At 66.2% G+C, this 16,554-nt stretch carries 18 protein-coding genes and 2 pseudogenes; 12 read left to right on the plus strand and 8 right to left on the minus strand.

Annotation, left to right across the window (positions count from 1 at the left end; all coding sequences use genetic code 11):
• Nucleotides 1–15: 15 nt before the first annotated feature.
• Nucleotides 16–2,330: pseudogene (locus H9L12_RS01675) on the minus strand (transketolase).
• 81 nt (nt 2,331–2,411) lie between these two features.
• On the opposite strand from H9L12_RS01675, the gene H9L12_RS01680 reads away from it, so the two are divergent.
• Nucleotides 2,412–2,852: a copper chaperone PCu(A)C gene (locus tag H9L12_RS01680; RefSeq protein ID WP_187542361.1), complete on the plus strand. Its 441-nt coding sequence runs from the start codon at nt 2,412–2,414 to the stop codon at nt 2,850–2,852.
• Between the two features lie 174 nt (nt 2,853–3,026).
• Nucleotides 3,027–3,461, plus strand: coding sequence for an SCO family protein (locus tag H9L12_RS01685; protein ID WP_187542362.1), 435 nt, complete (start codon nt 3,027–3,029; stop codon nt 3,459–3,461).
• Between the two features lie 7 nt (nt 3,462–3,468).
• Here H9L12_RS01685 and H9L12_RS01690 read toward each other — a convergent pair whose 3' ends face one another.
• The gene (locus H9L12_RS01690) at nt 3,469–3,663 is read right to left on the minus strand and encodes a hypothetical protein (RefSeq protein ID WP_187542363.1); all 195 of its coding nucleotides are present in this window, start codon (nt 3,661–3,663) and stop codon (nt 3,469–3,471) included.
• Between the two features lie 173 nt (nt 3,664–3,836).
• Between H9L12_RS01690 and H9L12_RS01695 the strand changes: the two genes are divergently transcribed.
• Genes H9L12_RS01695 through H9L12_RS01705 form a run of 3 tightly spaced genes read left to right on the plus strand, consistent with a single transcriptional unit; the run spans nt 3,837 to nt 8,312 of the window.
• Nucleotides 3,837–5,270, plus strand: coding sequence for a class I adenylate-forming enzyme family protein (locus tag H9L12_RS01695; protein ID WP_187542364.1), 1,434 nt, complete (start codon nt 3,837–3,839; stop codon nt 5,268–5,270).
• 1 nt (nt 5,271) lies between these two features.
• Nucleotides 5,272–6,429, plus strand: coding sequence for an isocitrate/isopropylmalate family dehydrogenase (locus H9L12_RS01700; protein WP_223177140.1), 1,158 nt, complete (start codon nt 5,272–5,274; stop codon nt 6,427–6,429).
• Nucleotides 6,426–8,312, plus strand: coding sequence for an aldehyde dehydrogenase family protein (locus H9L12_RS01705; protein WP_187542365.1), 1,887 nt, complete (start codon nt 6,426–6,428; stop codon nt 8,310–8,312). Before H9L12_RS01700 ends, H9L12_RS01705 begins: the two co-directional genes overlap by 4 nt.
• On the opposite strand, the gene H9L12_RS01710 is transcribed toward H9L12_RS01705, so the two are convergent.
• Entirely contained in the window at nt 8,309–8,689 is a 381-nt protein-coding gene (locus H9L12_RS01710; RefSeq protein ID WP_246450499.1) for a winged helix-turn-helix transcriptional regulator, read from the minus strand. The two genes, H9L12_RS01705 and H9L12_RS01710, sit on opposite strands and share 4 nt — an antisense overlap.
• Nucleotides 8,690–8,821: 132 nt before the next feature.
• On the opposite strand from H9L12_RS01710, the gene H9L12_RS01715 reads away from it, so the two are divergent.
• Together H9L12_RS01715 and H9L12_RS01720 are read left to right on the plus strand one after the other, a co-directional pair.
• Nucleotides 8,822–9,367 carry an FMN-dependent NADH-azoreductase gene (locus tag H9L12_RS01715; RefSeq protein ID WP_187542367.1) on the plus strand — a complete coding sequence of 182 codons (546 nt, stop codon included), beginning with the start codon at nt 8,822–8,824 and terminating at the stop codon, nt 9,365–9,367.
• Nucleotides 9,368–9,393: 26 nt separating this feature from the next.
• On the plus strand, nt 9,394–9,795 hold the full coding sequence (locus H9L12_RS01720) for a DoxX family protein (RefSeq protein ID WP_187542368.1): 402 nt from the start codon (nt 9,394–9,396) through the stop codon (nt 9,793–9,795).
• Nucleotides 9,796–9,820: 25 nt separating this feature from the next.
• Here H9L12_RS01720 and H9L12_RS01725 read toward each other — a convergent pair whose 3' ends face one another.
• The 4 genes from H9L12_RS01725 to H9L12_RS01740 form a co-directional block, all read right to left on the minus strand.
• On the minus strand, nt 9,821–10,456 hold the full coding sequence (locus tag H9L12_RS01725) for a dioxygenase family protein (protein ID WP_187542369.1): 636 nt from the start codon (nt 10,454–10,456) through the stop codon (nt 9,821–9,823).
• A 96-nt stretch (nt 10,457–10,552) separates the two neighbouring features.
• On the minus strand, nt 10,553–11,842 hold the full coding sequence (locus H9L12_RS01730; RefSeq protein WP_187542370.1) for a dihydrolipoamide acetyltransferase family protein: 1,290 nt from the start codon (nt 11,840–11,842) through the stop codon (nt 10,553–10,555).
• The gene (locus H9L12_RS01735; protein ID WP_187542371.1) at nt 11,842–12,867 is read right to left on the minus strand and encodes an alpha-ketoacid dehydrogenase subunit beta; all 1,026 of its coding nucleotides are present in this window, start codon (nt 12,865–12,867) and stop codon (nt 11,842–11,844) included. The genes H9L12_RS01730 and H9L12_RS01735 overlap by 1 nt, the downstream gene beginning before the upstream one ends.
• Nucleotides 12,864–14,147, minus strand: a complete 1,284-nt coding sequence (locus tag H9L12_RS01740) for a 3-methyl-2-oxobutanoate dehydrogenase (2-methylpropanoyl-transferring) subunit alpha (protein WP_187542372.1) — start codon at nt 14,145–14,147, stop codon at nt 12,864–12,866. Before H9L12_RS01740 ends, H9L12_RS01735 begins: the two co-directional genes overlap by 4 nt.
• Before the next feature lie 135 nt (nt 14,148–14,282).
• Between H9L12_RS01740 and H9L12_RS01745 the strand changes: the two genes are divergently transcribed.
• On the plus strand, nt 14,283–14,549 hold the full coding sequence (locus tag H9L12_RS01745; RefSeq protein ID WP_187542373.1) for a DUF3297 family protein: 267 nt from the start codon (nt 14,283–14,285) through the stop codon (nt 14,547–14,549).
• On the opposite strand, the gene H9L12_RS13290 is transcribed toward H9L12_RS01745, so the two are convergent.
• Nucleotides 14,534–14,902: a hypothetical protein gene (locus H9L12_RS13290; protein WP_246450500.1), complete on the minus strand. Its 369-nt coding sequence runs from the start codon at nt 14,900–14,902 to the stop codon at nt 14,534–14,536. The two genes, H9L12_RS01745 and H9L12_RS13290, sit on opposite strands and share 16 nt — an antisense overlap.
• A 75-nt stretch (nt 14,903–14,977) precedes the next feature.
• Between H9L12_RS13290 and H9L12_RS01755 the strand changes: the two genes are divergently transcribed.
• The 4 genes and pseudogenes from H9L12_RS01755 (at nt 14,978) to H9L12_RS13295 (ending at nt 16,545) form a co-directional block, all read left to right on the plus strand.
• Complete coding sequence (locus tag H9L12_RS01755; protein ID WP_187542374.1) at nt 14,978–15,118, plus strand: hypothetical protein; 141 nt, start codon at nt 14,978–14,980, stop codon at nt 15,116–15,118.
• A complete protein-coding gene (gene pspA / locus H9L12_RS01760) occupies nt 15,111–15,896 on the plus strand; it encodes a phage shock protein PspA (RefSeq protein WP_187542375.1) in 786 nt (261 codons plus the stop codon). The genes H9L12_RS01755 and pspA overlap by 8 nt, the downstream gene beginning before the upstream one ends.
• Before the next feature lie 15 nt (nt 15,897–15,911).
• Nucleotides 15,912–16,313, plus strand: coding sequence for a PspC domain-containing protein (locus H9L12_RS01765; RefSeq protein ID WP_187542376.1), 402 nt, complete (start codon nt 15,912–15,914; stop codon nt 16,311–16,313).
• Nucleotides 16,313–16,545, plus strand: a pseudogene (locus H9L12_RS13295) (hypothetical protein). Before H9L12_RS01765 ends, H9L12_RS13295 begins: the two are co-directional and overlap by 1 nt.
• The last annotated feature ends 9 nt before the right edge of the window (nt 16,546–16,554 follow it).

Raw genomic sequence — 16,554 nt, forward strand, 5'->3', positions numbered from 1 at the left:
GCTACGCCGCCATCGTTAAGAAGAGGTGAGGAGAATCTCCGCGATGGCTTCCGTAATGGCCGCGCCATCAAGCCGGTAGGCGGCGTACAGGTCGGCAAGGTTGCCGGTCTGCCCGAACCTTTCGACTCCGAGCGGCGCAACCCGCTGTCCGAGGACGCCGCCCAGCCACGACAGCGACGCGGGCGCCGCGTCGCACAGGGTGACGAGGCCGGCGCCCGGCCGGAGTGCGCCAAGCAGCGTTTCGACGTGGCTGGGTTCGCGCCTTTCTTGCCATCGGGCGGCTTGGGCCGAGGTCCAGCCGCGATGGAGAAGGTCCGGCGAGGTAACCGCCAGCAGGCCCAGGCTCGGCAGGTCGGCACGCAATTCTTCCCATGCCGCCAGGGCTTCGGGCATCAGCGCGCCCATCGCGACAATCGCCGCCTCGGCGTCCGGTCCCGGCTCTCGAAGCCAATAACCGCCCTTGAGCGCCCCGTCCTTCCAATGATCGTCGATGCGTTCAACCTGCGCGATCGAGCGGGTCGACAGGCGAAGATAGGTCGACTCGCCTGCCGGGTCGTCGATCAGGCGGAAGGCCTCCTCCATCATCGCCGCAAGCTCGTCGGCGAAGGCAGGCTCGTAATGTCGCAGACCAGGCTTGCCGAGCGCGATCAGCGGGGGGTTGATCGACTGGTGCGCGCCGCCCTCCGGCCCAAGCGTCAGGCCGCTCGGCGTCGCCACCAGCAAGAACCGTGCGTCCTGGTAACAAGCGTAGTTCAGGCTATCGAGGCCGCGGGCGATGAAGGGGTCGTAGAGTGTCCCGATCGGGACCAGCCGCTGCCCGAACAGGTCGCCCGACAGTCCGAGCGCGGCCAGCATCAAAAACAGGTTGGATTCGGCGATGCCAAGCTCGATGTGCTGGCCTTGATTTGTCGCAGACCATTTTTGCGCCGAAGGAATCTTTGCGGCGGCGAAAACGTCCTTCATGTCGCGCCGCTTGAACAGGCCGCGCTGGTTCACCCAGGCGCCAAGATTGGTCGAAACGGTGACGTCGGGCGACGTTGTGACGATGCGGTCGGCTAACGTTCCGCCCGCGCGCGACAAATCGAGCAAAATGCGCCCGAATGCCGCCTGCGTCGATTGTTCCTCGCCGGTCGGCGCCGGTAGCGCCGGAACGCCGATCCGGCCGAAATCGCGCGGGCGCTTGTCACGCGCGACGCGCGTTCGTTCGAGCACCGCTTCAACTCCCGCGCGAGCATTGCCGCCCAGTCCTGCCAAAGGCTGCCACTCGTCACCCTCGGCGATGCCCATCGAGTCGCGCAGTGCGGCGGCCTGCGTCGGGTTCATCAGCCCGGCGTGGTTGTCCTTGTGGCCGGCGAACGGCAGGCCGAAGCCCTTGACGGTCCAGGCGACGAACAGAGTCGGGACATCGTCCTGCGCCGCGTCGAACGCCTCGACGAGGGACTCAAGGCAATGCCCGCCGAGGTTCGTCATCAGCGCACCCAGCGCGTCGTCGTCGCGATCACGCAGGAACGCGGCCGCACCCTTACCGAGGTCGCCATCCAGTCGTTCGCGCCACGCGGCTCCGCCCTGATAGGACAGGGCGGCAAAGTCGGCGTTCGGCAACGCATCGAGCCACCGCTTCACGTTCGGCGCCGATTGCAGGGCCGCAGCAAGCTGCTTGCCGTAGCGAAGTTCGACCGTCCGCCAGCCGCAGGAGGCAAAGATTTCGTCGAAGCGTTCGAACATGCGGTCGGCGCTGGTCGCGTCGAGGCTTTGGCGGTTGTAGTCGACAATCCACCAGCAATTGCGGATGTCGTGCTTGTAGCCCTCGATCAGGCACTCGTAGATGTTGCCTCGTCGAGCTCCGCGTCACCAATCAGGGCCACGAAGCGGCCGCGATCGGATTCGTCGATCATCGCGTGCGCCGTGAGGTAATCCTGCACCAGGCTGGCGAATGCGGTGATCGCGACGCCGAGCCCGACCGAGCCGGTGGAGAAATCGACCGGAATGCGATCCTTGGTTCGGCTGGGGTAGCTCTGCATCCCGCCAAAGCCGCGGAAATTCTGCAGCTGCTCCAGCGATTGCGAGCCGAGCAGATAGTGGATGGCGTGAAGCAACGGCCCGGCGTGGGGCTTCACCGCGACACGGTCGTTGGGCCCGAGCGCGTGGAAATAGAGTGCAGCCATGATCGCTGACATCGATGCGCAGCTCGCCTGGTGTCCGCCGACCTTCAGCCCATCGACGGATTCGCGCACATGGTTGGCATTATGGATCGTCCAGCTCGACAGGAATCGAAGCTTGTCGTCGAGCGCCTTCAGCGCGGCGAAATCGGGCGTGACCGTTTTGAGCATGCGCCGAGCCGTAGCGATTCGCTGCGCCGGGGCAAGCGCGCCGGACTGGCGGCGGGCGGCATTCCTCGCTAGCGGGCGGCCATGCGCATTCTTATCGCTTCGGCGTTGGCCGTGCTGGTCGCTGCCTGCAGCCCCGCATCGCCCAACCTTAACGTCACCGACGCCTGGGCGCGTCCGGCCGCCGCGGGGCAATCGTCCGCGGCCTATTTCACCATCACCAACCAGGGCGGCGCGGACCGGCTGGTCAGCGTCACGGCCGACGGGGCCGAGGCCTCGCTGCACCGTTCCTCAACCGAGGACGGTGTCGCCCGGATGCGGCCGCTGGCGGACGGCCTCGCGATCGGGGCCGGCGCGACGGCTGTCCTTCGCCCGGGCGGGGACCATGTCATGCTGATGAAGTTGCAGCGATCGCTGGTGGCGGGTGGAACGGTATCGCTTCGCCTGACCTTCGAACGGAGCGGCGAGCGAACCGTGACGGCAACCGTCACCAACAACGGAGCAGGCGCGCATGGCGGACACTGACCGGGTGCGAACCCTTCGGCGCGTCCAGCTGGCCATTTGGGCGCTCGTGATCCTCGCGCTTGGGGGGATGGCCTATCTACTGCTTCGCCCGGCCGCCCTCCGCTTGAGGTCGAGCAGTCGACCGATGTCAGCACGCTGGGCGGGCCGTTTTCCCTGACGGGCAGCGACGGGAAGGTGTTCTCCAGCAGCCGACTCAACGGCAAGCCCTACGCCATCTTCTTCGGCTTCACCCATTGTCCCGACGTCTGCCCGACGACGCTGGCCCGGATGGCGCGGCTTCGCCAGCAGGCGGGGATTGCGCCGGCAGCAATGCCGCTGCTGTTCGTGACAGTCGATCCGGAACGGGATGGCCCGGCCGAGGTCGGCAAGTACGCGGACCTGTTCGGCGCGCCGGTCATCGGATTGACCGGAAGTCCGGCGCAGATCGATGGGGTGAAGAAGCAGTTCGGGATTTTTTCGGCCAAGGTGGCCGGCGAGAATGGCGACTATTCCGTCGATCACACGGCGACGGTGCTGCTGTTCGGTGCTGACGGCAAATTCGTCGGGACGATCGCGCCCGAAGAAGGCGATTCAGTCGCCCTTGCCAAGCTGAGGCGACTGGTCGCCTGACGCCGCTTCAGCGCGCGAGGACGTGAATGCGCGGCATTTCAAGGCCGAGCATCCGGGTGCGCTGTCGCACCTCCTCTTCAGGCCGGCCGAGCATCCGCGCGATCTCGGCGGGCGGAATCTCGTTGGTGTAGAAGGCGCGCAGCGTCTGGGTGTCACGCTGCGTCCAGGGGGAATCGCTGAAAAACCGGATCGTACGCGCCATTGCTGTTCTCCCGCCCCACCTCGAATACCGGAGGTCGGTGGCAGTTTGGAGAATGCGCGAAGACACAAATGGTTGCGGTGCAGCGACACAAGGACGACGATCAACAATCGGGGTCATTGGCGTGTCTTGCGGCGCACGGCTTTATCCCTATCGTTGGCGCCAGGGGGACAACGGTGGATTTGATCGCACCGGGCGCAGCCGAAGACCGCGTGGCGGTCGCGGCGGGCGCCCAGCACCTGACTTATGGCGAGTTGCGCCGGCTGGTGCGCGCGGCAATCGCCTATTTCCGGCAGGCCGGTGTCGGGCCGAGTAGTCGAATCGCGATTGGCGCGGGATCCAACCGCGACGGACAAAGCCTCGACAACTGGATCGCGCATCTCGCTATCATGGCGATTGGCGCGACACATGCTTCGGTTGGATCGGGACAGGGGCTGGCCCGGCTGATCCAAGCGCGGCTCGTCAAGATCCTGATCGGTCCAGCGCGACCCGGCGAACCCGTGCCAAAGCCGCTGCGCCTGATCCCGTTCCGGGCAGCGCTGCTTGCCCCGGTCCGCGGCGACGACCCGATCACGCTCCACCCGCGAGCGGTCCGATTGAACATGTCCTCGGGCACGACCGGCACGCCCAAGCGCGTCGAGTGGGACAGCGCGATGATCGAACAGCGATTGGCGCAAGCCGGGGAGTTCGTCACCGGCGACACGAAACTGTTCGACTTCCTGTCGATGACGACCACGGCCGGTTTCCGCTATCCGCTGGCGACCTGGCGCGCGGGCGGAACGGTGCTGTTCTACCCGCAGGGCGACGAAAAAGGGCTCCGCAGGACGATCGAGCGGTCGAACCTGTTCGTGTGTTCGCCCGACGAACTGTCCCACCGCCTGAAGAAAAATGACGGACCGTGGCTGGGCCGCGAAGATCGCACGATCATGGTACTCGGGGCACGCCTGCCAACTGCGGTGCGCGATGCAGCTTTGCAGGATGTCGGTCGCGAGATCGTCATCAGCTACGGCTCTACAGAGGGCGGGAGTGTCGCATCGGGAAGTAGCGACCTTCTCGATCGTCATCCCGGCGCGGTCGGGTTCGTGCGTGAAGGGGTCACGGTCCGTGTCGCCGACGACAGGGGCGTCGAATGTCCGCCGGGGGTCGCGGGCGAGCTTGCCATCCAGGGGCCGGCGGTGTGCCGGGCCGCCTATCGCGGCTCGGGCAAGGGCGACCGCTGGTTTTATCCTGGAGACCTGGCGGTGCTCCACGAGGACGGACTGCTGGCGATAGAGGGACGCGTTTCGGAAACGCTCAACCTTGGCGGCACCAAACATAATGCGGCAGCGATGGAGACGCGCCTGCTGAAAATCGAGGGAATCGACGATGCGGCGGTCTGCGTGGTCAGCACGACGAGCAGCGACCACGGGGTCGTTGCGCTGGTCTGTGAAGCATCGGTCGATGTCGAGGCCATACGCCCTGCGATCACCGAGGCCGTGACGCTTCGGGATTTCGAGATCATCCGCATCGAGAAGCTGCCGCGCAATTCCATGGGAAAGATTGTTCGCCACGACCTGGGGCGACAGTTGAAGCCCGCGATCGAAGCGCTTGGAGCTCGCCAGGATGCATAAGATGATCAGCCGACCGATGAGCGATGGGAATGCCCGGCCACGGCTGACGTCAGTGCTTCAAACGCCGTTCGCTTCGTTCGACCGTTCCCGCGATCATCACATTGGCGTGTTTGTTGGTGAAGGAATCGGCGAAGAAGTCGTGCCGGTTGCGGTCCGCCTGCTCGAACGGCTTGGCGAGCATTTCGGTCGGCGCCTTGTCCTCCATGAAGGCGGGCTGATCGGCCTGCCCGCCAAGATCGAGTCCGGAAGTAGCCTGTCGGAGGCGGTGAAGGCGCAGGCGCGCGAGGTCTTCGCGCTGGGCGGCGCCCTGTTCTGCGGCCCGGGCGGCGATCGCTTCGTCTACGAGGTGCGGCGGGAATTCGACCTCTATTGCAAGTTCACGCCGATCGAGCCGTTTCCCGAGTTGCGCGGCGCCGGATCGGTCCGCGACGCCACAGTTGCAAAGGCCGACATGATCGCCGTCCGGGAGAATATGGGCGGCATCTACCAGGGCGAATGGAGCGACGAGCGCGGCGATGATGGCCGCGTTGCACATCATCGCTTCCACTATCGCGAGGCCGACGTCTGCCGGATCCTGGAGGTCGCGGCGCGGCTGGCGAGCACCCGCCGCGGCTCCCTGACCATCGTCCTCAAACCCGGCGGTATCCCATCGATCACCCACCTGTGGCGCGACTGTGCCGATCCGATCGCGCGCAGGTTCGATGTGCGCTTGAACGAGCTGGAGATCGACAATGCGGTCTACCAGCTGATTGCCGACCCCGGCCAGTTCGATGTGCTGGTGTCGCCCAACATGTTCGGCGACGTGCTGGCGGATTGCGGCGCGCTGCTGCTGGCCTCGCGCGGGCTGTCCTTCTCCGGCAATTTCAACGATTCCGGCAATGGCGTCTACCAGACCGGCCATGGCGCGGCGCGGGCGATTGCCGGCATGGGCGTCGCCAACCCGACCGGGCAAATCCTGTCGCTCGGCATGATGCTTCGCGAAAGTTTCGACTGGCCCGAAGCCGATGTGCTCCTGCGCGCCGCCGTCCGGCAGACCCTGGCCGATGGCATCGTCACCAGTGATGTCGCGGCGCCGGGTCAGGCGCCGGTTGGAACTGCGGAATTCGGTGCTGCCGTCGGCGATCGACTGGAACGGCTGCTCGACCAGCATCGGCCGTGACCGGCCGCATCGCGCTCCTGTCGATCGACCTGCAGCGCGATTATCTCGCGCGGCGCGGCCTGATGCCGGAGGCGGAAACGCTGGTCGCGAACGCCGAAGCCTTGCTTGGCTATGCGCGGTCGAAGGGCTGGCTGGTGGTCCATGTGCGGACCGAAAGTGACGCCGATCAGGTCATGCCGCATCGGCGCGACGTACCCGAAGTGGTCGCGGGCTCGGCGGGTGCGGAGTCGCCGCCCGAGCTGACGGCGGTCGATGGCGAGTCGGTGGTCATCAAGCGATTCTTCGATCCGTTCGACCGGCCCGAACTGGACGAACGGCTCCGCGAATCCGGGGTGGCGCGGGTCGTCCTGATGGGCGTGCAGTCGCACGCCTGCATTCGGGCGGCCGCCGTTTCCGCCTACGCCCGCGGTTATGATGTCGCCATTGCGACCGAGGCCGTCGGCAGCGACTCCCCCTTGGACGGCGATTTGGCGCTGGAGTGGCTGGACCGCAGGGCCATGACCTCGGTCCGGCTCGCTTCGCTTGGCGGCGTTTCGCCGGCGCCGGTCATGTGGCGTCATGTCGATCCGACCGACCGCACTGCCATCCTGTTCGAAGTCGAAAGCGGCTCGCCGGCCAGCGTCGCGGCGGCCGCCGACACCCTTCGTTGCCGGCAGCCCGGCTTGAAGGAACTGCCGACGGCCGAGCGCGCGTCAAGGCTTCGTCGCTGGCACGACGACTTGAACGCGCGCCGCCCGGACTGGGTCGAAGCGATCGTCCGCGATGTCGCCAAGCCGAGGCGAGATGCCGAGGGCGAGGTCGCCTACGGACTCGACCTGCTCGCCAATGTTGCCGCGACGGTCGCGCTCGGCGACGAAGCCCCGCATGTCGCCCGCCATCCGCATGGGCTGGTCGGCCTGATCACGCCTTGGAACAATCCGTTCGCACTCGCCGTCGGCAAGATCGCGCCCGCGCTCGGGTTCGGCAATGTCGCGCTGCTGAAGCCCGCGTTCCCGGGCGCGCGCATCGCCACCCGGCTCATCGAAAGCCTCGAGGCTGCCGGCCTGGCCGACTTCATCGCCGTCGCCCAAGGCGGGCCATCGGTCGGCCGTGCGGTCGCAAACGTCGCGGATGCGGTGTCGATCACTGGCTCGACGCTCGCCGGCCAGCAACTGGCCGGCCTCGGCGGCCATCGCCGCATCCCCGTGCAGGCGGAGATGGGCGGCAACAATGCGGCGATCGTCGACGAGAGCGCCGACCTTGACGCAGCCGCGGTCGATCTCGCGGCCGCCATGTTCAGCTTCTCTGGCCAGCGCTGCACTGCGGTCCGCCGGGTTATCCTTCTGGATTCGATCGCGGAGGCATTCACGGAGCGACTCGCGGCCGCGACGCGGGCACTCCCCATTGGCATGCCGTCGGACCCGGCGACGATCATCGGGCCGGTGATCAGCGAGGCGAAGCGCGACCAACTTCTGACGACGATCGCGTCGGTAGGAACCTCGGGCGGACGTCTGCTTTGCGGCGGGGAAGACGGCGGCTTGGAAGGCGGAAGCTGGCTCGCGCCGACGATCGTCGACCATATCGACCCCGCACACCCCCTGGTCTGCGATGAGCAGTTCGGGCCGGTGGTCGCGCTGGAAAGCGTCACGACCTTCGATGATGCCCTAGCCGCGCATGACCGCACCGGTGCTGGCCTTCTGGGTGCGCTATTTTCGACCGATGAGGCACGGATTGCCCGCTTTCGCCGCGTCGCGATGGCGGGAATTCTGTCGATCAATCGGGCGCGGCCTCCGTTCGACGCCGGTGGGCCGTTCGTCGGCTGGAAGGACAGCGGCTTTGGCGTGGCCGAGCACGGACGCTGGAACCGCGACGTCTATACGCGGGTCCAGGCCGTCTACCGCTAGGCGTCGTTGGCCTTGTCAAACCGTTCCTGTGCGGCGCGGATGCAGCCGATGTGCTCGATTGCCCAGTCGCCAAGCGCGCGGACGGGTCCGCGAAGGCTGACCCCCAGCTCGGTCAATTCATAGTCGACGCGCGGCGGGATGGTGGGCGTCACCGTTCGGGTGACGAGCCCGTCACGCTCCAGCCCGCGCAGGCTGAGCGTCAGCATCCGCTGTGAAATGCCGTCGATGGCGCGCTTCAATTCCGAAAAGCGCTTGGGTCCGTCGCTCAGGATCATGACGATCAGCATGCTCCATTTGTCGCCCACGCGGTTGAGCACCGGCGCGACGTTCTTGCAGCCGGCCTGGTGGAGTTCGGGCGGGGGCGCGACCTCGGTCAAATGCCCGCTCGAAGCTTGCCCGGGGGCGGTCACAGAAATGTGACCTGGTGACAAAATTTTGCGTTCTTGTGCGACGTCCATGCCTGGTTATTTAAAGTGTCCCGGTAACAAATCAATACCAAGGACCAAATCATGACCACCATCCTCAAGATCGACAGCAGCATCACCGGCGACGCCAGCGTCAGCCGTCAGTTGACCGAGGCAACGGTCGGCCAGCTGCGCCGCTCCGCACCCGACGCGAAGCTTGTCCAGCGCGACCTAGTCGCGACCCCGCTTTCGCACCTGACCCTTGGCGGATCGGGTGACGATGACGTCCTCGACGAATTCCTTGCCGCCGACGCCGTCGTGATCGGCGCGCCGATGTATAATTTTTCGATCCCCAGCCAGTTGAAAGCGTGGATCGACCGCATCGCGGTGGCCGGCAAAACCTTCCGCTATACCGACGCCGGTCCCGAAGGCCTTGCTGGCGGCAAGCGCGTGGTGATCGCCATCTCGCGCGGTGGTTTCTACACCCCGGATAACGCATTCGAGCATGTCGAAAGCTATCTGAAGAGCCTGTTCAATTTCATCGGCATCGAGCCGGAGTTCGTTCACTCCGACGGCGTCAACTACGGCCCCGACCAGCGCGCCGCGGGCATCGCCAATGGCCTCGCCGAAGTCGAGCGCCTGGCCGCCTGACCCTCACACTCTTGGAGATTGATCGAATGACCAACCAACTCGACGACAAGGCGCCGCTCATGCTCGGCGTGCTCCGGATCATGGCCGGCCTCCTGTTCCTGGCGCATGGCACGCAGAAATTCCTTGGTTTTCCCCACGGCCAGATGGCGGGCATGGGCCTCGCGCTCGACAATCCCGGCGCTTATGCCGGGATCATCGAACTGGTGGCGGGCGCGCTAATCGCGCTGGGCCTGTTTACGCGTCCGGCGGCGTTCTTGGCGTCGGGAACGATGGCCGCGGCCTATTTCATCGGCCACGCGCCGCAGAACTTCTGGCCGGTCAACAACATGGGCGACGCGGCCATTCTCTACTGCTTCGTCTTCCTCTATTTCGTGTTCGCCGGTCCAGGACGCCTGAGCGTCTCGGGCACGGCGCAGCGCGCGGCCTGAGTTGCCGGTCGGCAAGGCCTAGGTCCTAGCCAACCGCTAGGACGATGTCCCATTGCCAGCCCACGGCGCCGGGTTCCGGGGTCACGGCACCGACCGACTTCGCCAGCACGCTCGACTTGGGATTGGCAACCGCGAAGATGAAGTCCTTTTCGTTGAGCGGGTCGCCGGCAAAATACATCTGCGTCGTCAGCCGCTCTTTCCGGCCCGTGACGTCGACGTGGATGTGGGGCGGCCGCACCCGGTCGCCGGGGATCGGGTAGGCGCCGGGCTTGATCGTCCGGAACCGGTAGTTGCCGTCCGCGTCGGCGACGATGATCGCCGAACCCTGGAAATTGGGGTCGAGCGGAACGTCGCGGGCGTCGCCGGGATGGTCGTAACGGCCGAGTGCATTGGCCTGCCAGATATCCAGCCGTGCCTGCGGTACCGGCCGGCCGGCGGCGTCGGTCACCCGGCCGAATACGTCGATGACCTGGCCGCTGGCGACGCCCTTGCCATTCTTGACGCGGGTAAGGTCGGCGTCCTGCTCCAACGGTCGGATCACCGGGTAGAAGGGTCCGAGTTCCTGGGCGGACGTGGGGACTGCACCGATGGCGCGCGCGGCGACGAGGCTGACACCGGTCCCGATCAGGGCACGGCGCGACAGGACGATCGATTGAGACATGGCTTCCCCCCGGATGCGGTCATTGTAAACGCAGGCACAGGAGGCGCGGCGCGACCATGCGCCCAACGCCGCGGGGAATCCAGCCTTATCGGACGGTCAGGCCGAAAGCAGCTGGATCGGGTTTTCGATGAAGCCCTTGAGGTGCTGCATGAAGTTTGCCGCATCCCAGCCGTCGACCACGCGGTGATCGCAGGACAGCGATAAATTCATGCGCTTGCGCACTTCTAGGTCGCCATCGACGACGACGACCTTTTCCTCGAGCTTGTTGACCGCGATGGTCGCGACCTGCGGCGGGTTGATGACCGGGGTCGAGGCGATCCCGCCCATCGGGCCAAGCGAACTGATCGTGAAGGTCGGCCCGGTCAGTTCCTCGCGGGTCGCCTTGCCGGTGCGCGCTGCCTCGCTCAGGCGAAGGATTTCGCGCGCCAGCTGCCACACGCTCTTGCCATGCGCGTCGCGGATGACGGGGACCATCAGGCCGCCGTCGGTCTGGGTCGCGACGCCCATGTGCACCGCGCCGTGACGGGTCACCACGTTGGCGGCATCGTCGTAGGTCGCGTTGATCATCGGCCAGTCCGCCACCGCCTTGCTGAGCGCGGTGATCAGAAACGGAAGGATCGTCAGCTTCGGATTGTCGCCGCGGTCGCGGTTCATCATCGCCCGCGTGTCCTCGAGGTCGGTAACGTCGAATTCCTCGACCAGCGCGAAGTGCGGGATGCGGCGCTTCGCTTCCTGCATGTTTTCCGCGATCTTGCGGCGAAGCCCGACGACCTTGATCGTCTCGTCGGCGCGGCGCGCGCCGCCGCCGTGCGACACGCTGCCACCATTGTAGAGAAGGTAGGCGTCGAGGTCGGCATGGCGGATGCGGTCGCTCGACGTTTTCACTTCTGACAGGTCGATGCCGAGGTCGCGGGCGCGCTGGCGGACGGCCGGCGAGGCAAGCACCTTGGCGCCGTGCGCGGCCGGGGCCGGGGCGGGTTCGCGCACAGCCGGGGCAGAGGCCTGAGCAGCAGCCGGTGCCGGCGCGGTCGCGGTGACCGGAATCTCTTCCTCTTGCGCCGCCGTCGGCTCGACGATCCCGTCGGCCAGCGGCTGTTCGTCGGTGGTGGTCGGCGTCCGTTCCGGGGCGCTCGCGGCGGCGTCGCCCTCGGTCTCGATTTCGACCAGCACGCTGCCAATGGCGACCTGGTCGCCGACCTCGCCGGCAAGCCTGGTAACGGTCCCCGCGACCGGGCTTTCCATCTCGACCGTCGCCTTGTCGGTCATCATGTCGGCCAGCTGCTGGTCTTCCTCGACCCGGTCGCCGACCTTGATGTGCCAGGCGACGATTTCCGCCTCGGCGATGCCTTCGCCAATGTCGGGCAGCTTGAACTGATAGGTCGCCATTATGCGAGTACCTTCTTGAGTGCGTTCTTCATCCGCAGCGGGCCGGGGAAGTAAATCCATTCATAGGCGTGGGGGTAGGGCGTGTCCCACCCCGTCACCCGCTCGACCGGCGCCTCGAGGTGATAGAAACAGCGTTCCTGCACCAGCGCGGCGAGCTCGGCGCCGAACCCCGACGTCTTGGTCGCTTCCTGGACGACCAGGCAGCGGCCGGTCTTCTTGACCGATTCCTCGATGGTCTCGATGTCCAGCGGCACCAGCGTGCGCAGGTCGATGACCTCGGCGTCGATCCCGTTCTCCTCGACCGCCGCGCGGGCGATGTGGACCATCGTGCCGTACGCCAGAACGGTCAGTTCCTCGCCGGGGCGGACGATCGCCGCCTTGCCGAGGGGAACGGTGTAGTGACCGTCGGGAACCTCGGCCTCTTCCCGCTTCGACCAGGGCGTCACCGGCCGGTCGTGATGGCCGTCGAATGGGCCGTTGTAGATGCGCTTGGGTTCGAAAAAGACGACCGGGTCGGGGTCCTCGATAGCCGCGATCAGCAGGCCCTTGGCGTCGTAAGGGTTCGACGGGATGACCGTCTTGATGCCGGCAATGTGGGTGAACAGCGCCTCGGGCGACTGGCTGTGAGTCTGGCCGCCAAAGATGCCGCCGCCATAGGGCGAGCGGATGACCATCGGCATGGTCCATTCACCGGCAGTGCGATAACGCATGCGCGCCACTTCGCTGACGATCTGGTCGTAGCCGGGGTAGATATAATCGGCGAACTGGATCTCGATGACCGGCTTCAGCCCATAGGCGGCCATGCCGACCGCAGTGCCGACGATGCCGCCTTCCGAGATCGGCGCGTCGAAACAGCGGGTCTTGCCGAACTGTTTCTGCAGGCCCGCGGTCGCGCGGAACACGCCGCCGAAATAACCGACGTCCTCCCCATAGACGACGACGGTCTCGTCCCGCTCCATCATCACGCGATGGGCGTCGTTGATCGCCTCGATCATGTTGCGGGTTTTGGTGGGTCCTTGGGTCATTTCGGTTCGTGCCCCAGGAATTCGCGTGCCTCGGCCATCGATGCATCGCGCTGCTCGGCGAGGTGCCACGGCGTGTCGGCGTAAACGTCTTCGAACATCGACGGGATATTGTCGAAGCCCTGCTGCGGCAGCGTGCCCATGGCCTCGGCTTCCTTCTGTGCGGCGCGAACGAACGCGTCGAGGTCCTTGTCAAGCGCTGCGTCGCGCTCGTCATCCCATTCGCCGAGTGCGACGAGGTGCGCCTTCAGCCGGGCGATCGGGTCGCCCAGCGGCCACTTCTGCGCTTCGCCGGCGGGGCGGTATCCGGTCGGGTCGTCCGACGTCGAATGGCCCTCGGCGCGATAGGTGAAGAACTCGATCAGCGTCGGTCCCTTGTTCGACCGTGCGCGCTCGGACGCCCAGCGGACCGCGGCATAGACTGCCAGGGCGTCATTGCCGTCGACGCGGAGCCCGGCGATGCCATAGCCGACCGCGCGGGCGGCGAAGGTCGCCTGCTCCGCCCCGGCGATGCCGCTGAAACTGGAAATCGCCCACTGGTTGTTGACCACCGCAAGGATAACGGGCGCCTGGTAGACGGCGGCGAAGGTCAGTGCGGAATGGAAGTCGCCCTCTGCCGTCGCGCCGTCGCCGATCCAGCCCATCGCGATGCGGCTGTCCCCGCGGATCGCGCTGGCCATCGCCCAGCCGACCGCCTGCGGATACTGCGTGCCAAGGTTGCCGGAGATGGAGAAGAAGCCATGCTTCTTGTCGGAATACATGATCGGCAGCTGGCGGCCGTGTAGCGGGTCACCGGCGTTCGAGTAGATCTGGCACATCATCGTCTTGAGCGGATAGCCGCGGGCGACGAGCAGGCCCTGCTGGCGATAGGTCGGGAAGTGCATGTCTTCCGGGTCCATCGCCGTGGCGGCGGCGACCGCGATCGCCTCTTCGCCGGTGCACTTCATGTAAAAGCTGGTCTTGCCCTGCCGCTGAGCGCGATACATGCGGTCGTCGAAGACCCGGACGGTCTTCATGTCCTTCAGCATCTTGCGCAGCGTGTCGGGGTCGAGGCGCGGGTCCCACGGGCCGACCGCCCGGCCTTCATCGTCCAGGACGCGCACGAGGTGGGTAGTCAGCGGTTGGGTCGCCTCCGCCTCGGCCGCGATGTCCGGGCGGGGCGCTTCGCCGGCCGCCGGAACGCTGATCGAGGAGAAGTCAGGGGCGTCGCCAGGACGGTACGCGGGCTCGGGCACATGCAGTGCCAGCGCCGGGCGGTTGGCACGCGTCGGAGTCTCGGTCATCCTCACCTTTCATCGCCGGGCTTCTTGCGGGCGCCGGTCGTTCACGGATTCGCTGGTTCCCCTAGTCTCTAACGCCGCGCGCCTCAACCGCACCCGCGTTGACGGGGGCGAACGCCAGCGGCTAGACGCCCCGCCATGACCGACCTTCCCGACCGCCTTTCGCTCGACCCGCGCAGCCCGCATTTCAACCAGCCGCTGCTGGAACAGGGCATCGGCATCAAGTTCAACGGCGCGGAAAAAACCAACGTCGAGGAATATTGCGTCTCCGAAGGCTGGATTCGTGTCGCGGCCGGCCGCAGCCTCGATCGCTACGGCCAGCCGATGACGATCAAGCTCAAGGGCAAGGTCGAACCCTATCTGAAGGGTGACGACGACGCCCTCGGGGATCAGGCCGAGGCCTGACCCGTGCGGCGGTCGCGCCGGCGATCGTAAATCTTCTTCGCCGCCCAGCCGGCGCCAAGAGCCAGCGACAGCGGACCCAGCCCGCGACGGGCGATCATGGGCACGGCGGCGCCGATCAGCGCGCCGGCGGCCTTGTTGTTGCGTCCGGCAATCTTTTCGCCCGCGAGGGCCCCGAGAATCTTGGCAAGCATCGACTGTCCTTTTCGGAAAAATGGTGTCCGACAGGAAAGCCCCAGCAGGGTCGCAAGTTCCCCCGCACCCGGTTGGTAATCCGTCCCAACCTTGGGTGGGAAAATCCGCCAACCTCGGCGGATTCGATGCTCGCCAATCAATTTTTTGGCGGAAAACCGCAATTGGCACGGCTCATGAAATGAACTCGGCATGAACCTGCTGCTCCCATGCGGCGGTTCACAAAAGGGAGAATGAAAATGTCCGGTCTCACGTTCAAGCGTCATCTGATGGCGGCGTTCGCTTCGCTGCTGATGAGCTCGATCGCCGTCGGCGCCGCCATTGCGCCGAGCACTGTCTCAGCGGCTTCGGCCAACTCGGAAATCGTGACCTATGCCTGATTTCGAACCGATCGAAGCACGCCCCGCCGTCCGCATCCCGCGGCCCGGCAGCGAGGCGGACCAGGGTCAGACGACCACTGTCCGCTTCGCGCCGCTGGCGGGGCTGCTCTCGGGCCCGATCTTCACCCGCACCCGCGACATCATCGCCGCGAACGTCACCGAGCTGCTCGACCGCTCGGAAGACCCGGCGCGGATGATTCGGATGATCATCATCGAGATGGAAGACACGCTGTCCGACGTCCGCGCCACCGCGGCTCGCTCGATCGCCGACATCAAGGAAATGCGCCGCGCCTGCCAGCGCCTCGACGGTCTCGGCCTCGACTGGGGCGACAAGGCCCAGCTGGCGCTCGACAAGGGCCGCGAGGACCTCGCCCGCGCCGCCCTTTGCGAAAAGCAGAAAGTCCAGGAAATCGCCGAGGGCCTGCACGCCGAAATCGCGCAGATCGAGCAGGTGCTTCGCGGCTATGAAGCTGATATTCAACGGCTTCAGGCCAAGCTGGCCGAGGCTCGCGCCCGCCAGCAGTCGATCGAACTCCGGATGGAAAGCGCCATGTCCCGCGCCCGTACCCGCGAAGTGCTCCACGGCAGCCGTACCGAAGATGCGTTCGCGCGCTTCGAACTGCTGGAACGCCGCGCCGACCTGGCCGAAGGCCACGCCGACGCGCTCGCTTTGTCGGGTCCGCGCAGCCTGGAAGAAGAATTCGCCGAACTGCGTACCGCCGAAGCGGTCGACGCGGAACTCGACGCCATGAAAGCCGCGCTCGCGGCCCGCCGTTAAGAAGGGGACCAGACCATGTCACGCTATTCGATGAACCGCCGCGACAAGAAGCTGGCCGGCGTCGCTTCGACCCTGGGCGAGGTGTTCAACATCGACCCGACCTTCATCCGGGTCGGCTTCGCCGCCATCGCGTTGCTGATCAGCTGGAAGCTGGCGATCATCGCCTATGTCGGCGCCGGGCTTTACCTGCACTTCCAGAAGAAGGGCGTCATCAACCGCTTCGGCGAACGCCGGCGCCCGCCGGTCCTCGGCGGCGAATATGGCGACATGAACCGCCGCGCGCCGCGCGCATCCGTCCATGACCTTCGCACCAAGCTCGATGAGAACGATCGCCGGATGATGGCCATCGACCATCACCTGCACACGCAGAACGACGAGCTGGCCCGCGAAATCGAAGCTCTTCGGGGAGAGAAATGATGATGGACCCGATTTCCGCCGGACTGATCGGCGCAACCGTCCTGCTGACCATCGTTGCGGCAAGCTTCGCTGCGCTCAAGGGATGGCAGGGCTGGCTGGACCTCAAGCGGCTCGAACTGGCGAGCCATGCCGGCGACGCGACCCTGCCGCCCGCCGGGGCCGGATCGAGATCGCCGACCTCAAGGAACGCGTCCGCAAGCTGGAAGCGATTGCCGCCGGGATCGAGCTTTGAGGCTCGATC

The organism is Sphingomonas rhizophila (genome assembly GCF_014396585.1).
Lineage (GTDB): Bacteria > Pseudomonadota > Alphaproteobacteria > Sphingomonadales > Sphingomonadaceae > Sphingomicrobium > Sphingomicrobium rhizophilum.

Excerpts from the sequence above, each read along its gene's own strand:
- H9L12_RS01680 (WP_187542361.1), top strand. The coding sequence starts at position 2,412 with ATGCGCATTCTTATCGCTTCGGCGTTGGCCGTGCTGGTCGCTGCCTGC.
- H9L12_RS01690 (WP_187542363.1), bottom strand. The coding sequence starts at position 3,663 with ATGGCGCGTACGATCCGGTTTTTCAGCGATTCCCCCTGGACGCAGCGT.
- H9L12_RS01700 (WP_223177140.1), top strand. The coding sequence starts at position 5,272 with ATGATCAGCCGACCGATGAGCGATGGGAATGCCCGGCCACGGCTGACG.
- H9L12_RS01715 (WP_187542367.1), top strand. The coding sequence starts at position 8,822 with ATGACCACCATCCTCAAGATCGACAGCAGCATCACCGGCGACGCCAGC.
- H9L12_RS01720 (WP_187542368.1), top strand. The coding sequence starts at position 9,394 with ATGACCAACCAACTCGACGACAAGGCGCCGCTCATGCTCGGCGTGCTC.
- H9L12_RS01725 (WP_187542369.1), bottom strand. The coding sequence starts at position 10,456 with ATGTCTCAATCGATCGTCCTGTCGCGCCGTGCCCTGATCGGGACCGGT.
- H9L12_RS01730 (WP_187542370.1), bottom strand. The coding sequence starts at position 11,842 with ATGGCGACCTATCAGTTCAAGCTGCCCGACATTGGCGAAGGCATCGCC.
- H9L12_RS01735 (WP_187542371.1), bottom strand. The coding sequence starts at position 12,867 with ATGACCCAAGGACCCACCAAAACCCGCAACATGATCGAGGCGATCAAC.
- H9L12_RS01740 (WP_187542372.1), bottom strand. The coding sequence starts at position 14,147 with ATGACCGAGACTCCGACGCGTGCCAACCGCCCGGCGCTGGCACTGCAT.
- H9L12_RS01745 (WP_187542373.1), top strand. The coding sequence starts at position 14,283 with ATGACCGACCTTCCCGACCGCCTTTCGCTCGACCCGCGCAGCCCGCAT.
- H9L12_RS01755 (WP_187542374.1), top strand. The coding sequence starts at position 14,978 with ATGTCCGGTCTCACGTTCAAGCGTCATCTGATGGCGGCGTTCGCTTCG.
- pspA (WP_187542375.1), top strand. The coding sequence starts at position 15,111 with ATGCCTGATTTCGAACCGATCGAAGCACGCCCCGCCGTCCGCATCCCG.
- H9L12_RS01765 (WP_187542376.1), top strand. The coding sequence starts at position 15,912 with ATGTCACGCTATTCGATGAACCGCCGCGACAAGAAGCTGGCCGGCGTC.